This is a genomic window from Litoribacter ruber (genome assembly GCF_018449405.1).
GTDB classification, from domain to species: domain Bacteria; phylum Bacteroidota; class Bacteroidia; order Cytophagales; family Cyclobacteriaceae; genus Litoribacter; species Litoribacter ruber.
Genome location: NZ_JAHCMY010000006.1, coordinates 1 through 15,021, shown reverse-complemented (window position 1 = coordinate 15,021; position 15,021 = coordinate 1). Strand labels below are relative to the sequence as shown.

The following is a 15,021-nucleotide window of genomic DNA, read 5'->3' as shown; positions in this document are numbered from 1 at the left end:
CAGGGACTCTGTGCAACTCAGTGCTTAACTCTTTTTAAACTCTGTGACCCATTTCCTTCCGCGTCGTGGAACTACATGCGGCTTAGTGACCAATTGTCTTCGCGAAGCAGGGACTCTGTGCAACTCAGTGCTTAACTCTTTTTAAACTCTGTGACCCATTTCCTTCCGCGTCGTGGGCTGTATTTCAATAAAGAACTCTAAACCTAATCGTTCCCTCAATTTTCTTCAATGCCTCAATCACCTCATTGGAATACTTCTTATTGATATCCGTGATCACGTACCCGATCTTTTCATTGGTCTTTAAATATTGACCCACGATGTTGATTTCATAATTTGCCAGGGTTTGGTTGATCTTGGCCAAAACCCCTGGGGCATTCTGGTGGATGTGGATCAACCTGTGCGCATCCTTCAAAAACGGCAATTGAATATTGGGAAAATTCACGCTGTTAAACGTATTACCCGTATTGATGTAATCAATGATTTTATTGGGTACAAATTGGGCAATATTCTGCTGGGCCTCCAAGGTACTGCCACCAATGTGGGGAGTCAGGATGGTATTGGGCAGACCTTTTAAATCAGATTCAAAGGGCTCCTCATTGTTTTTCGGTTCCTGCGGAAATACATCCACTGCCGTGCCTCTTACTTTGCCGCTTTCTACTGCCTTTTTCAAGGCTTTCACATCTACCACATGGCCCCGGCTGAGGTTCAAAAATACCGCTCCCCCTTTCATCAGGTCAAATTCTCTTTCCCCGATCAAATTCTTGTTTTCCGGTCTTCCGTCCACATGCAGGGTTACTATATCTGCCACCTTGAGCAGTTCGTCCAGGCTGTTGAGTTTGGTGGCATTGCTCAAGGCAAGTTTCTCAATGACATCATAATAATAGACATCCAGACCCAGGTTTTCGGCCAAAACCGATAATTGGGCGCCAATGTTTCCATAGCCGATGATGCCCAGTTTTTTGCCTCTGATTTCAAAGCTGCCATTGGCAGACTTGTCCCATTTGCCCTCATGCATGAGGCGGGATTTGTCACTGATGTTGCGCATAAGAAAGATAATCTCTGCAATGGCCAACTCCACCACCGAGCGGGTATTACTGAAGGGCGCATTGAAAACGGCAATTCCCTTTTCCTGACAGGTTTCCAGGTCGATCTGATTGGTCCCTATGCAGAATGCGCCAATAGCCATCAGCCGGTTGGCATTCTCCAGAACTTTGGCGGTCACATTTGTCTTGGACCTGATGCCCAAAATGGAAACGTTTTGGATCTTTTCCGCCAGTTCATCCTCACTCATCGCAGATGAATAGGTTTCTACGTTATAGCCCTCGTGCTGCAACATTTCTATGCCTACGGGGTGCACGTTCTCCAGAAGAAGCACATTTATGCGGCTTTTGGGATAGCTGTATTTCTTGTTCATTTTGTTCACATAAAGAATTTCATCCAAACTCGGGGCAATATGGTCTGCCATGGCCGTAACGGACGGACGGTCCACGTTTTCAGTAAATGCATAAAATCTGTTGGCCAGCCCCGCGGCCTTGATTTCGTAATCCGTGTAGCCATCACCGATCACAAAAATATCTCCGGTGAGCTCCAGTTTCTTAATGGTAGCTGCCTTCCCATTGTTTTGGGAAAGGATGTTGTCCCTGTTAAAATCTATAATATTGCCTTTCTCATCATAGACAAACTCATTGGCAAACACATTTTCTTCTTTCAGGCCAAAACTTGTCACCACCGGCACAATGAAGTCCTTAAAACCGTTGGAAATAATAAAAATATCTTCTGCATTTTCAGCAAAAAATTCCTGATTCCGGTCAAATGACTTGCTGACCTTTTTCTTCAATGCCTTAACCAGCTCATCAATTTGCCCTCGATTGGCCTCTAGAATGGAAATCCGCTGCTCTATACTTTCACGCAGGGTCAGCCTGCCCTCCATTCCCAAATCGGTTACCTCCTTGATTTTTTCCAGTCTATCATCTCGTTCAGGGTGGTTTTCCAAACTTATTTCCCCCAAAATATCCAGAGCTTCAACTTGGGTAAACGTGCTGTCAAAATCTATGATGAACTTTTTGTTATTCGGCATTATTTGTGAAATTGTTAAATATTATAACGTGAAATTAATTATTATTCAATTAAATCATAAGCATGCTGGTTAATTTATATTTTTTTGATGCTTTTTAATCCAATTTGGTCTCTGTGCCCTCCGCGATTCTGCGGTTTTTTAAATCTTCGTTCCATCTTCCATGTTTTTCCATAAATTTGTAGCATACAACCAAAAAAAATCATGAAACAAATCATTACTTTTTGCCTGGCCGGAGGATTACTTCTTTCTGCCTGTGACACTGGTAGCAGCGTCAACTCCGATGCCACAACCGAGGAAACTCCTGGAATTGTTGGCAATTATGGGGAGACCGTTGCCGATGAAAATGTTGCCAACGTCCAAACCATGTTTGCTGCTCTGAATGAGTCAGGCAGTTTTGAGGGTAAAGTGGTAGGGGAGATCAAGGAAGTCTGCAAATCCAAAGGCTGCTGGTTGAGCATCGAACTTCCAAATGGAGAACTAATGCGGGTAACTTTCAAGGATTATGGGTTCTTTGTACCCACCGATTCCAAGGGCCATTTGGCCGTCTTGGAGGGCCGTGCTACCAAGACCACCACAAGCAAAGAAACATTGAGACACTACGCCGAAGATGCAGGCAAGTCTGCAGAGGAAGTGGAGGCTATTCAAGGCCCAAAAGAGGAATTTACTTTTGAAGCTGACGGTGTATTGCTAAAAAGTGCCATAGCAAGCTAAGAAAGCAAACCTTTTTTGTATGCTACTGTTAGGTTAATCCTGTGACAAGGAGAATTGAGTTTTGTAAATTAATTAAAAGAATACATATGCCGTTGGCACTGGATAACTTAAGAGTAGGCAGGGTGTACCGCTTTCAAAATATGGGTGAAATCCGAAACCTGCAAGTCATGTCCCGCTTGAGCGGGGAAAACTTCAAGGTCAAAGACCTGGATACCCTGGAAATCTACGAACTGGAAGAACTGCTCCGCTGGGGCAAAGGCAAAGACTACGACCTCGATGAAGTCAGGTAGAATTCTCCTATAGCAACCTTTATAAACCACAGAGGACCAAAGCGCCCAGAGAAAAATTCTTCATTAATTCTCTCTGTGCCTCTGGTCCTCTGTGGTTTTTGCTTTTCCTGTGTCACGTCCTAAATTTACTTGACACTTTTTTCTCAAACTTTTAAATTTTTCTCCGCGAAGTGGCCTTTGTGAAACTTCGTGAAAACTTGGTGGCCTTTGTGGCCCATTTACACTGTCTTCGGTCTTCGGTCTTCCGTCTCCTAAAAAATAAACCCTAATCCAAATTCAAACCTATCTCCCTCATATACCCCATCCGCCAAAGCACTCCGGTTATTTCGGAATTGATAATTTGTCTTCATTACCACATTTCTTCTCGGATTGAAATTTGCCCCAACCGTAATGGCGGTAAGGTCACTTTGGAAGAAGGGTTGACCCATCAGCTCAGGGCTGATCTGAGCATGGGTATCCAGTCGCTCATAACGCACGAATATGGGGAGTTTTAGCTCGCTGGGCTTAATCAGAAAGGAATTTTTATCCCTTGCCTTACTTTTATTTACTCCCAAAAATGGAAGAATATCATAACCTACTTCAGCATAATACCCATATACATTTCTGCCCAACACCTGACCAGTATTGTCCGGTGAATAGGCTTGTGTAAGTTCAAACAGCCCTTGAGTATTATCAGTGCCACCAATAGCCCCCAAAGCCATGAAAGACCAATTGCCATAGTTATGGCGAACGTATGAGCTCAGGATATGTGTGTTGGATCTGATGCCGTCTTGGCTCATACTGGCAAGAATTCCATTGACGGCCAGTTCGGTGTCTTTCAGGCCTGTGTATTTAAGGCTTGGATTAAATGTGTAGCCATTAAGATTGAACCTCAACGCCTCATCACGCCCTCTTCTGATCCAGGTGGCTCCATTGAGTAGGGTAGGGTCAAGACCCTGATAAATCGAGGCAGACCACTTCAGATCGTTGTTAATCCTACCATAAGTCATGATTCCCAGATCTATCCACGTGGAGGGAATGATTATTCTTTCCACTTCAGGCCTGTTTACGGTATAGAACATGACAGGTTCATCGCTATTGTTGAGATAACCTATTGTGGCCTGATGAGTCCCCAATCGAAGGTTGAACTTGGGGCTGATAAGGAAGTCGGCGAAGATTTCGGGCATAAACTCAAACTTCCTCTCTCTTCCCCCATCCATCATGTATTCGGCAAATATTTCAGCATACAGGACCAGCCATTTCTTCGGTTTGTAGGCAGCATAGGCCACAAAACGCTGCATGTTGGTCATGTAAAGCTCCAAATCTTCACTTTGGGTGTTTTTGGGACCCAAATAGTTGATGAAATTGGACTCTCCGTATCCGGAAATGGTAAATTTTGAATCGGTGAAATAAATCTTTGAGGCTGCAATGGGCAGACCGGATTGCGTTTCATAGGTCAGGGTGTCGATTACTTTTCTGGTTTCCCTGCCATCTTGGGCATATGCACAAACTGCCATTAGCCCAAACATTAAGCTAAGTGCGATACTTTTAATTTTCATTGGAATAGAAAGAATGGCCTATAACCTAAATCATCGGCATGGAGTTTTCAAGGGCTGCATCTATTGGCCCTTAATTTTTAAGAATTGATTTACTTGGAATGGAAAAAATCAGCCCTGTTTGGGTGGTGGAGAATTGATGTCATTTGCCCAATCCTTATAATTGTTTTGATAAGGGGTGGCTTTTGGGGATTTGACGATGGGCAGAAATTGGTCAAAAGCGATCAACTCTGCGGTATAAAGCAATTTGATATCAGCTATTTTGCGTTTTTCGTGGGGGACCTCCGTATCAGGAATGGTCTCATCATCCATGTCAAAAACGTACTCCAGCATCAACTCGGCAAGGGAGTCAATGGGATCCTGAGATTGCAAAAGCGAAGAATCATGTTCCGAGGCATGATAAAAATTGGCAGACAGGTTCACAAAGTTGACCAATAACATATAGGTCAACACCTTGTACCAAATACCTGCCTTCAACCTCCTAATCATACTGCAAAAGTAATCAATTGTTCTTAATCGTAAATAATCATGCCAATTAGAGAACCATTAAATTTTCGTTCGATCTCCCGTTCCAAAGTTTCACGCAAAGGCCGCCAAGGAATCGCAAAGAGCGCAAAGTTTTTTTTTGTCTGCACCTCTGGTCCTCTGTGGTTTTTGTGTTTCCTGTATTAGGTCTTCGGTCTTCCGTGCCAAAATTTCACGCAAAGGCCGCCTAGGAATCGCAAAGAGCGCAAAGTTTTTTTTTGTCTGCACCTCTGGTCCTCTGTGGTTTTTGTGTTTCCTGTATTAGGTCTTCGGTCTTCCGTGCCAAAATTTCACGCAAAGGCCGCCTAGGAATCGCAAAGAGCGCAAAGTTTTTTTTTGTCTGTACCTCTGGTCCTCTGTGGTTTTTGTGTTTCCTGTCTTCCGTCTTCGGTCTTCCGTCCCAAAATTTCACGCAAAGGCCGCCAAGGAATCGCAAAGAGCGCAAAGTTTTTTTTGTCTGTACCTCTGGTCCTCTGTGGTTTTTGCTTTTCCTGTCTTCCGTCTTCGGTCTCCCGTCCCAAAGTTTCACGCAAAGGCCGCCAAGGAATCGCAAAGATCGCCAAGTTTTTTTTCTGTGCCTCCGATCCTCTGTGGTTTTTGCTTTTGCTGTCTTCCGTCTTCGGTCTTCCGTCCCAAAATTTCACGCAAAGGCCGCCAAGGAATCGCAAAGAGCGCCAAGTTTTTTTTTGTCTGTACCTCTGGTCCTCTGTGGTTTTTTCTTGTTTCATCTCCGTCTCCCGTCTTCCCTATTCCTTCCCGTGAAACTCCGCCTGCCCGCCGTGGCGGGCGTCCCTTTTCTTTCCCCGAAGCGGTAAACCTTTTCTCCCTCTTCCCTCGGGAATACAGCCGGATTGACTTATCTTTATATCCGAGTATTTACACCCGTATTATATGTCTCAGAATTCACTTGGCAACGCCATGTTGCACGCCAAATGCCCCAAATGCCGGACCGGCAATATGTTCAATGTACCCGTTTACAGTTTCCGCAAACTTTCCGAGGTGAGGCACCATTGCGATCATTGTGGAGCAAACTTACACCCTGAGCCGGATTTCTATTACGGTGCCCTCTATATAAGCTACGCTTTCTCGGTTGCCTTATTTGTCAACGTGATGATTATCCTCAATATTTTCTTCAACGACCCCGATTTGTGGGTATATATTGTAACGGTAGTGGTGGCCAATGTGATATTGTTGCCTTTCATGCAGCGCTACAGTAAAGTGCTCTATCTCTATGGATTGGGCAAATTGAAGTACAACCCAAACCAAAGTTGACAATGGTATAAGATTTGACGCCTAAAGGAAAGGAGTATTTTTTACTTTAAACCTTTCTTATGAAAAAAAGATATTGGATCCCTTTAAGCATCATTTTGTTCATTTTTTTACTTCTTCATTTTGCCTTGGAGCCTATTGCCCTACGTCAAGTAAATCGAGCCCTAGGAAATCTAGAAGGAATGCACGGTAGGGTCAATGATGTAAGTATCCAACTCTACAGAGGTGCATATCAGGTTGACTCTCTTTATATATTTACCGATAAGCAAACCCCGGAAGACATTCCCTTCTTTGCCGTTTCCACCATTGATATTTCCCTGGAGTGGAGCTCCTTGTTCCGTGGGGAGATTGTCGGCGATGTGGGGCTGATCAATCCTGTGCTCAATTATGTTTATGACGGTCAGGAAGTGGATGATGGGGATGAGGCAGACTTGGGGAAAGTTTTGGATGATTTGGTTCCCTTTAGAATCAACACCTTTACGGTGGAAAACGGTGAAATACACTACCTCGATCCCACAGCGAGTCCCAAAGTGGATGTCTTCATTCAAGCCATGGATATCCAAGCGACCAATCTGGGCAACCTACAGGAAACGGATAAAGCCTTACCTTCCTCTGTATCTATCACCGGCACCACCAATGGGGGAGGGGTTCTCACCGGCAACATTGATCTTAATATCTTAAAAGCCCATCCGGATATGGATGCAAATATAGAACTGGAAGGAGTGGATCTGACTGCCCTGAATGATTTTACCGAGGCATATGCCAAGTTTACTTTTAGCGAAGGACAAATGTATGTGGGTACGGAAATCGTAATGAAGGATGGGGTTTTTGAGGGTTACACTAAACCCATTTTTTCAAATGTGAAAATATCCGACCAAAGGGAAGAAGACCAGTCCTTTTGGAGGAGAGCCTGGGAAGGAATTGTAGGGGCGGCATTCGGGCTCTTTGAAAATCCGGAAGAGGAGCAGGTTGCCACCAGGATTCCCTTCGAAGGTGACACAACGGGCACAGATACCAAACTCATCCCCACCATCTTTAACGTCTTCCGCAACGCCTTCATCGAAGCCTTCCAAAAAGACCTCGACCACGAGCTGGAGTTCGGAGAATAACTAGGTGGATTCACCGCAGAGTTTAATGAGATTTATGTATAACCGCAAAGTGCTCAAAGAAGCGCAAAGATTACTGAGAGATAAGGCGCAGTGGTGCTTACTTCTTCCTCACCCCTGCGCCCCTCACGTTTATAACTTACAAACTCCATCCCTCACGGTACTCTCTTTTGACAAACTGATTGGCATCATCAAAATTGGTTACCTTCATGTTGTCACCATCCCAAAGCAGCTTGATGTGTCTTCCTGGATAATTATATCGACCTTCTTGACCTGCAGGCTTACGTATATCGTAGCTCCTAATTGCCAAATTGCCCATCAATACTGATTCTGTCAGAGGACCGGCAATAGAGAATGGTGAGCTGAGGTTGTTAAATTCTTCACTTCCATGACCAGCTATACAGGCATTTACCCATTGTTTGTAGTGGCCAGCTTCTCCATCTTCCACTCTCGCAACGGTTTTAGGAACATTTACCTCATCCGTGCGGGAGGTAGGGAGTAATCTCGGATCTCGGCCATAAGTGGAAGCCATCATTTTACCTTTGGTACCTTCGATGATCACCCCGTTGCCACCGTCACCCATGGTTTCGTTTGGCTCCAACTCTTCCGGTCTAGTTGGCTGAATACCTCCATCCATCCAGTGGAATTGGATGTCCTGGCCCTTTTCTCCTTTAAAGTTTAAAGTAACATGTGAAGAGGGCGGGCAGCTGTCAGGGAAATACCCCCTCTTAAATTCATCCACGTACACTGAACCTACAGAGCATTCCGCTTCAGTCGGGTAACCTAAATTCAGTACGCGAAATGGGGACTCCATGATATGGCAGGCCATGTCACCAAGCGCCCCTGTTCCATAATCCCACCAGCCCCGCCAGTTGAAGGGCACAAGTCCATCCACATACTCACGATACGGGGCGGTGCCTAACCATAGATCCCAATCCAACTCATCCGGCACGGGCTTGCTTTCCTGTGGCCAAGGAATGCCCTGAGGCCACACGGGCCGGTCCGTCCAGCAGCGTACCGTATGGGCTTCCCCAATTATACCGGCATTGTACCATTCCATCATTTGCCGCACGCCCTCGCCGGAGGATCCTTGGTTGCCCATTTGGGTCACCACCTTGTATTCTTCGGCAGCTTCCGTAAGCTTCCGCGCCTCATAGATGTCATGAGTTAGTGGTTTCTGCACATACACGTGTTTTCCTAGCTGCATGGCAGCCATGGCCTGCACGGCATGGTTATGATCGGGGGTGGAAATGATCACGGCATCTATATTGCCATGTTCCTTTTCCAGCATCTCACGATAATCCTTATAATATTTTGCCTTTGGATGTTCCTGACGGGCTTTGGCCGCCCTTCTGTCATCCACATCACATAAGTAGGCTATGTTTGCCTTTCCACTTTTGTAGACGCCGGTCACATCATTGTAACCCATGCCGCCCACGCCGATGCCTGCCACATTGAGCATGTCGCTGGGAGCAGTAAAACCCGGTCCGCCTAGCACATGCCTAGGAACCAAATAAAATCCCGCCACAGCCAGGGCCGATGATTTGAGAAAGTCTCTTCTTGAATTATTTTGCTTAGGTGATTGATCTTTTTTCATCTAAAAAGGTTGGTGTTAAGTTGGCTCGCAAAATTGCTTAAACACCAATTTAGAAAAAATGTATCTACTTTCCTTTCAATCTAGTGAAAATGGAAGACCAAAATGTTGAGTGGTTTTGTCTTGGTTCGAAAGGCTCTTGACTGATCCGTAAGTATATTCATACAACATTCATCATTCAACATTCCTCATTCCTCATTCAACATTCAACATTCATCATTCAACATTCAACATTCATCATTCCCTCCCGTGGCTGCCCCGCCATTACGATTGGTACCAAGTACTAGGTACCAGGTACCAAGTAAACCGCAGGACAGTGTGATGCTATACGGTATAATTTGAAGGCTTTCTCCTTACTCCCGCGACCCTCCCTCGTCGCTCCGCTCCTCGGATGGGGCCTCAGTGTAACGAGAATAATTCCTCATCATTCAACATTCAACATTCATCATGCCCTCCCGTGGCTGCCCCGCCATTACGATTGGTACCTAGTACTAGGTACCAGGTACCAAGTAAACCGCAGGACAGTGTGATGCTATACGGTATAATTTGAAGGCTTTCTCCTTACTCCCGCGACCCTCCCTCGTCGCTCCGCTCCTCGGATGGGGCATCAGTGTAACGAGAATAATTCCTCATCATTCATCATTCAACATTCATCATTCAACATTCATCTTCAATTTCATACTTACGATTGGTACCAAGTACTAGGTACCAGGTACCAAGTAAACCGCAGGACAGTGTGATGCTCTACGGTATAATTTGAAGGCTTTCTCCTTACTCCCGCGACCCTCCCTCGGCGCTCCGCTCCTCGGATGGGGCATCAGTGTAACGAGAATAATTCCTCATCATTCATCATTCAACATTCATCATTCATCATTCATCATTCATCATTCATCATTCACCATTCACCATTCATCATTCAACATTCATCATTCATCATTCATCTTCAATTTCATACTTACGATTGGTACCAAGTACTAGGTACCAGGTACCAAGTAAACCGAAGTACATAGTTATGTGATGCTATACGGTATAATTTTAAGGCTATTTAATACTTACCGTCCTTACTCCCGCGACCCTCCCTCGGCGCTCCGCTCCTCGGATGGGGCCTCAGTGTAACGAGAATAATTCTTCATCATTCATCATTCATCATTCAACTTCAATTTCATACTTACGATTCGTACCAAGTACTAGGTACCAGGTACCAAGTAAACCGCAGGACAGTGTTATGTGATGCTATACGGTATAATTTGAAGGCTTTTTAATAATTACCGTCCTTACTCCCGCGACCCTCCCTGGTAGCTCCGCTCCTCGGATGGGGCATCAGTGTAACGAGAATAATTCTTCATCATTCAACATTCAACATTCATCATTCATCTTCAATTACATACTTACGATTGGTACCAAGTACTAGGTACCAGGTACCAAGTAAACCGCAGGACAGTGTTATGTGATGCTATACGGTATAATTTGAAGGCTTTTTAATAATTACCGTCCTTACTCCCGCGACCCTCCCTGGTAGCTCCGCTCCTCGGATGGGGCATCAGTGTAACGAGAATAATTCTTCATCATTCACCATTCATCATTCATAATTCATCATTCATAATTCATCATTCACCATTCATCATTCATAATTCACCATTCACCATTCATCATTCATCATTCAACATTCATCATTCATCACTCATCATTCATCTTCAATTTCATACTTACGATTGGTACCAAGTACTAGGTACCAAGAGTACTAAGTAAACCGCAGTACAAAAACTCTGTGCCCCCTTTCTTTCCGCGATGAAAAAGTTTTCGTACTTCCACTTTACAACTCCCCCGGATTCACCAGCTGCCCCATAAACAATATCGCCCCAGAGGCCTTCTCCTGGATGAAAAATACAAACGGCCTATCGATGCTGATCACCCGTGGACCGGAGGGCATGCTCGTCACCACTATTTCCACCACCGTGGCGGCAGCCGCTTCAGTGCCCTTTTCATCTACCTCTATTATAGCCTCATGTACCACACGGCTGATTTTCAATGGACCCGGTTGCTGTTCAAACAGCTCCGAAAAGTTTCTTGGATGACCCTCAAAAGGTGTCTTCAGACCCATTGCTATCAAGTCATTGTTCAGGTTTTCTACCTTATAGGACATCTTGAACTTTGGCATTTCCAGAATGGCCGAGGTTTCATGAGAGTTTTCCCTCCAGGTTTCCAAATTGCTGAGAATCAACTCTTCTTTAATGCCCTCCAACCCTACGTTCTCAGGCAAGATAATTCCCATGCTATATTGGCCTGTGCTGTAAGGGATTTCCAGATAGGAATTATCGACTCCATAAGAGGCCCGTATGCTGGCAGCTTCCTTGGTTCTCATCATGTCCACCTGCACATTTCCTCCATTGGATAATTTGAAAGGTTTTTTGGTGGTCAGGTTCCTGTCAAACTGGGATTTCCATTCGGCTTTAAAATATATTGCATTGACAAGAAGCATCACAGCATCAGGGCTGATACTGTCCAACATGTCCTTAATCAGTCCTTCTGTTTGTCTGTCTATCCAGTCGTTTATATTTCGAACTACCTGGGGAGAAGTGAAATCAGCCGCATCAATATTGGCTTGATAATAATGCTCCATCCGCTCTTTGAAGGGAACCTTCACATTAAGATTCCGATCGTACCAAATGCCGTTGGCAATATTCAGCTTCACTTTCCGGTCCACATCCTTCAGGTACTGGGTTAATTCCAAGGCAGCGCGGTTGGCATCTTCAATATCCAAGTTTTCGAATCTCAACGCTTCCAGATACTCCTCCAGAATTTCATCGACATTCCCATTCATGGCCATTGCCAAAGCCAATTGGACACTGTAGGGGCTGTAAAATTGATTTTCATTGGGATCGCTGACCTGCTGAAAAAAATCAAGCGCAAAAGCCTGGCTGGATTTGGAAAGCTCCTTTTCATAATGGCTTAAGGCCCTCAGGTTGGGCAAATTCTCCTCCGGGTTTTCCTGTCCCACACAGGATGCCACAATTAAGAAGAGTGCAGAATAGAATAGGAAAGTTCTCATGGTATCGCCTTTTTCTTTTAAAGACGAATGAAATACTAAAAACGCTACTTTTATTGAACCCGGTTTCTTTCGTGAAAAAGGCACTCTGTGTAACGCAGTGCCATAACTCATTTTAAACTCTGTGACCAAGGCATTTCCGCGATGAAGCTTCGTGCGACTTATTTTTTAAACTTTGTGCGACTTGGTGACCAATTTTCTCCCCGAAGAAGCTTCGCGAAACTCTCCCGATAGCTATCGGGAAAAACTCTGCAAAACTCCTATGTGTCCTCTTTTTCATCGGACCTTCGACTTTTCCATCAAATTACTTTCCAGTATCTCCAGGTAAAACCCTTCCCACCTTTCCACAAGCTCTGGAAGGATTTCGGACCCCTGCTTTTCAATCATATTGGCTGCCCAAAATACCCAACTTATAAAATGGATTACCTGTGGGCTGAGGTTGGACTTTTCATCAAATGAAAGGGCTACACACTGCTCTATAAATTCCTCACTTTTTTCATCCAGCAGGACATCTTTTGATTTGAGATCATTTTGTAGGATGACCACATCATAAAAGCCGGGCATCAGCATACCAAAGTTCACCAAGTTCAGGATGAAAAACCGCTTCTTGCAAACGATGACTTTTTCTGATCGCAGGTTACCGTGGCTTGGATAGTACAGCATATGCTCCTCGGCCCAAAGCAGGTTGTCAAATTGCTCTGCAATAAATTCCGAAAAGGTTTCTGATTTCAGTGTCCTGTCCAGTATGTTCATCGTGCCCCAAAAAAGATCGGGCATAAGAAGCCCCTTTCTATAGGAAAGATACTGGGAATACTTCTGACAAATCTGCCTGAAATAGACATGGCAGCGATAGCTCTCATGGAGTTGCTCCCTGCCATAAAACCTTTCCTTAAAGTAGGATTTCCCTTTTATTCGGGCCGTAGAGATCATAGGTTTGTCGAAAAACCTAAAAAAATCATCCAAAAACAGGGGAAGCAAAGTGTTACGGCTTTTAGGACTGTACACAAACAGGTGCTCACTATCAATCAAACGCACCCTCCCGGATCGCGTAATCAGCGCAGTGGTAAACTTTGGTGGTGGGTTTAATTTATATAAAACCAAACTATACGTTTTATTGATTAGAGTCAGGAGGTAACAAGCAAATTGCCTCAACTTTGCATAGATAATCTCGCTGCCGCTGGGTTCCAAAACAGGGGTGGCAAGCTTTGCCACCCCCAATTGCTTTTTGGATTGCTTAGAAAGGAAATTGTTTTTCATGATGACCGATAAGAAAGAATTAAAAAGTATGATTCAATTTACTGAAAACCAGTGCTCTAGTCAATGTTTAGTCATGAAAATAAACGTTTAATTTAACCCAAACCCCGCTCAATATCTTTAATGATGTCATCCACATGCTCCAAGCCAACAGATATCCTCACCAAACCGTCGGTTATACCCACTTGATTCCTTTCCTCCGGAGAAAGTTTACTGTGGGTGGTGGAGGCAGGATGGGTAACAATGGTCCTGCTATCGCCCAAGTTGGCCGTAATGGAGACCATCTCAAGCCTGTCGATAAAATTTTTGGCCTTTTCCAGCCCACCCTTTATTTCCAGAGTGACGATTCCTCCGCCGTGTTTCATCTGTTTTTTGGCAATCTCATATTGTGGGTGGGAGGGGAGAAAAGGGTATTTCACCTGATCCACCTTGGGATTTCCCTCAAAATACCTGGCCAAGGTCAGCGCATTTTCACAATGCCTGTCCATTCTCACGGGGAGGGTTTCCATGCTTTTGGCCAACAACCAGCTGTTGAAAGGGGAGATGGCAGGGCCTGTATGTCTGGTGAAAAACCTCACTTCCTGTATCAGTTCCTCGGTTCCCAGGATCAGGCCTCCCAGCACCCTTCCCTGCCCGTCAATGTATTTGGTTGCTGAGTGGGTTACCAGATGTGCCCCAAATTTTGCCGGCTGTTGAAGATAGGGGGTGGCAAAACAGTTGTCCACCACCAAAATCAAATCATGGACCTTGGCAAAGTTGCCCAGCCATTCCAGGTCTATGATTTCCAGACCAGGATTGGACGGTGTTTCCACAAAGAGCATCTTGGTGTTGGGCTGCAGCAGCTTTTCCCAATTGCCTATATCGCTGATGTCACCATAGGTATGGGTGATTCCCCATTTGGGAAAAACGCGGGTAAGCAGCTGGTGGGTGGACCCAAATAGCGATCTGGCTGCCAAAATATGGTCGCCTTGCTGCAAAACCGAGGCGATGCTGCCAAACATGGCCGCCATGCCGGAAGCGGTGGCCACGCCGTCGGCAGTGCCTTCAGCAGCACAAACTTTGCTGATCAGATCGTCGGAATTGGGGTTGCTGTAGCGGGAATAAATATTGCCGGGAATCTCCTCGGCAAACATTTGCCGCGCCTCTTCGGCATCGTCGAAAGTAAAACTGGAAGTAAGATAAATGGGGGAAGAATGCGTCCGTTGGTCCGAACGGCCAGCAGTGGTTCTAACCGCGCTGGTCTCTGGGTTTTGATAAGTCATGAATGCTAATTTATAGTTCCTTTTGGGTAGGTCTTGGCACCTTTCTCCCGTATGGAGACGGTTGCCAGAGGGTCCACGAGCCTATTCTCTCGCCTCTTCTTTATAAATCAGTTGCCTGAAGTGATGCAAAGTAAGGGAAAAAAATCCTTAGTACCAAGAGTACCGTTTAGAGGTTTATTCCCGGCGCTGGTGCGCGGCGGGAGGTTTAGGAGTTTAGGGGGTGCACGGCGTCCCCACCCGTCATTGCGATCCCGACCCTCCTGTTCTCCCAGAAAACAAGTCGGGAGAAGCAATCTTAAACGAGAATCAAACCTTCCAGGTCTCGTGATTTTTGCCAGACCCCGCGTCATTG

11 protein-coding genes and 1 riboswitch are annotated in these 15,021 nt (G+C 45.2%); of the genes, 4 read left to right on the top strand and 7 right to left on the bottom strand.

Annotated elements, in window-relative coordinates; translation table 11 throughout:
* Positions 1–184: 184 nt before the first annotated feature.
* Positions 185–2,077, bottom strand: a complete 1,893-nt coding sequence (gene serA / locus KI659_RS11650) for a phosphoglycerate dehydrogenase (protein ID WP_213945528.1) — start codon at positions 2,075–2,077, stop codon at positions 185–187.
* A gap of 201 nt (positions 2,078–2,278) precedes the next feature.
* Between serA and KI659_RS11645 the strand changes: the two genes are divergently transcribed.
* Together KI659_RS11645 and KI659_RS11640 are read left to right on the top strand one after the other, a co-directional pair.
* Positions 2,279–2,788, top strand: a complete 510-nt coding sequence (locus tag KI659_RS11645; RefSeq protein WP_213945527.1) for a DUF4920 domain-containing protein — start codon at positions 2,279–2,281, stop codon at positions 2,786–2,788.
* Between the two features lie 86 nt (positions 2,789–2,874).
* A complete protein-coding gene (locus KI659_RS11640; RefSeq protein WP_213945526.1) occupies positions 2,875–3,078 on the top strand; it encodes a hypothetical protein in 204 nt (67 codons plus the stop codon).
* Between the two features lie 251 nt (positions 3,079–3,329).
* On the opposite strand, the gene KI659_RS11635 is transcribed toward KI659_RS11640, so the two are convergent.
* Both KI659_RS11635 and KI659_RS18620 read right to left on the bottom strand, forming a co-directional pair.
* Entirely contained in the window at positions 3,330–4,574 is a 1,245-nt protein-coding gene (locus tag KI659_RS11635) for a hypothetical protein (protein WP_213945525.1), read from the bottom strand.
* 150 nt (positions 4,575–4,724) lie between these two features.
* On the bottom strand, positions 4,725–5,102 hold the full coding sequence (locus KI659_RS18620; RefSeq protein ID WP_246535383.1) for a hypothetical protein: 378 nt from the start codon (positions 5,100–5,102) through the stop codon (positions 4,725–4,727).
* Between the two features lie 927 nt (positions 5,103–6,029).
* On the opposite strand from KI659_RS18620, the gene KI659_RS11625 reads away from it, so the two are divergent.
* Both KI659_RS11625 and KI659_RS11620 read left to right on the top strand, forming a co-directional pair.
* On the top strand, positions 6,030–6,410 hold the full coding sequence (locus tag KI659_RS11625) for a DUF983 domain-containing protein (RefSeq protein ID WP_213945524.1): 381 nt from the start codon (positions 6,030–6,032) through the stop codon (positions 6,408–6,410).
* 59 nt (positions 6,411–6,469) lie between these two features.
* Complete coding sequence (locus tag KI659_RS11620) at positions 6,470–7,516, top strand: DUF748 domain-containing protein (protein ID WP_213945523.1); 1,047 nt, start codon at positions 6,470–6,472, stop codon at positions 7,514–7,516.
* Positions 7,517–7,652: 136 nt separating this feature from the next.
* On the opposite strand, the gene KI659_RS11615 is transcribed toward KI659_RS11620, so the two are convergent.
* The 4 genes from KI659_RS11615 to KI659_RS11600 all read right to left on the bottom strand — a co-directional run bounded on the left by KI659_RS11615 (position 7,653) and on the right by KI659_RS11600 (position 14,669).
* Entirely contained in the window at positions 7,653–9,110 is a 1,458-nt protein-coding gene (locus KI659_RS11615; RefSeq protein WP_213945522.1) for a Gfo/Idh/MocA family protein, read from the bottom strand.
* Between the two features lie 1,810 nt (positions 9,111–10,920).
* On the bottom strand, positions 10,921–12,156 hold the full coding sequence (locus KI659_RS11610) for a serpin family protein (protein WP_213945521.1): 1,236 nt from the start codon (positions 12,154–12,156) through the stop codon (positions 10,921–10,923).
* 273 nt (positions 12,157–12,429) lie between these two features.
* The gene (locus KI659_RS11605) at positions 12,430–13,410 is read right to left on the bottom strand and encodes a hypothetical protein (RefSeq protein WP_213945520.1); all 981 of its coding nucleotides are present in this window, start codon (positions 13,408–13,410) and stop codon (positions 12,430–12,432) included.
* Between the two features lie 92 nt (positions 13,411–13,502).
* The gene (locus KI659_RS11600; protein WP_213945519.1) at positions 13,503–14,669 is read right to left on the bottom strand and encodes a trans-sulfuration enzyme family protein; all 1,167 of its coding nucleotides are present in this window, start codon (positions 14,667–14,669) and stop codon (positions 13,503–13,505) included.
* 7 nt (positions 14,670–14,676) lie between these two features.
* Positions 14,677–14,778: riboswitch (SAM riboswitch) on the bottom strand.
* Positions 14,779–15,021: the final 243 nt, after the last annotated feature.

What these genes read in the sequence shown, in the direction of transcription:
- serA (WP_213945528.1), bottom strand. Translation starts at nt 2,077, where the DNA reads ATGCCGAATAACAAAAAGTTCATCATAGATTTTGACAGCACGTTTACC.
- KI659_RS11645 (WP_213945527.1), top strand. Translation starts at nt 2,279, where the DNA reads ATGAAACAAATCATTACTTTTTGCCTGGCCGGAGGATTACTTCTTTCT.
- KI659_RS11640 (WP_213945526.1), top strand. Translation starts at nt 2,875, where the DNA reads ATGCCGTTGGCACTGGATAACTTAAGAGTAGGCAGGGTGTACCGCTTT.
- KI659_RS11635 (WP_213945525.1), bottom strand. Translation starts at nt 4,574, where the DNA reads ATGGCAGTTTGTGCATATGCCCAAGATGGCAGGGAAACCAGAAAAGTA.
- KI659_RS18620 (WP_246535383.1), bottom strand. Translation starts at nt 5,102, where the DNA reads ATGATTAGGAGGTTGAAGGCAGGTATTTGGTACAAGGTGTTGACCTAT.
- KI659_RS11625 (WP_213945524.1), top strand. Translation starts at nt 6,030, where the DNA reads ATGTCTCAGAATTCACTTGGCAACGCCATGTTGCACGCCAAATGCCCC.
- KI659_RS11620 (WP_213945523.1), top strand. Translation starts at nt 6,470, where the DNA reads ATGAAAAAAAGATATTGGATCCCTTTAAGCATCATTTTGTTCATTTTT.
- KI659_RS11615 (WP_213945522.1), bottom strand. Translation starts at nt 9,110, where the DNA reads ATGAAAAAAGATCAATCACCTAAGCAAAATAATTCAAGAAGAGACTTT.
- KI659_RS11610 (WP_213945521.1), bottom strand. Translation starts at nt 12,156, where the DNA reads ATGAGAACTTTCCTATTCTATTCTGCACTCTTCTTAATTGTGGCATCC.
- KI659_RS11605 (WP_213945520.1), bottom strand. Translation starts at nt 13,410, where the DNA reads ATGAAAAACAATTTCCTTTCTAAGCAATCCAAAAAGCAATTGGGGGTG.
- KI659_RS11600 (WP_213945519.1), bottom strand. Translation starts at nt 14,669, where the DNA reads ATGACTTATCAAAACCCAGAGACCAGCGCGGTTAGAACCACTGCTGGC.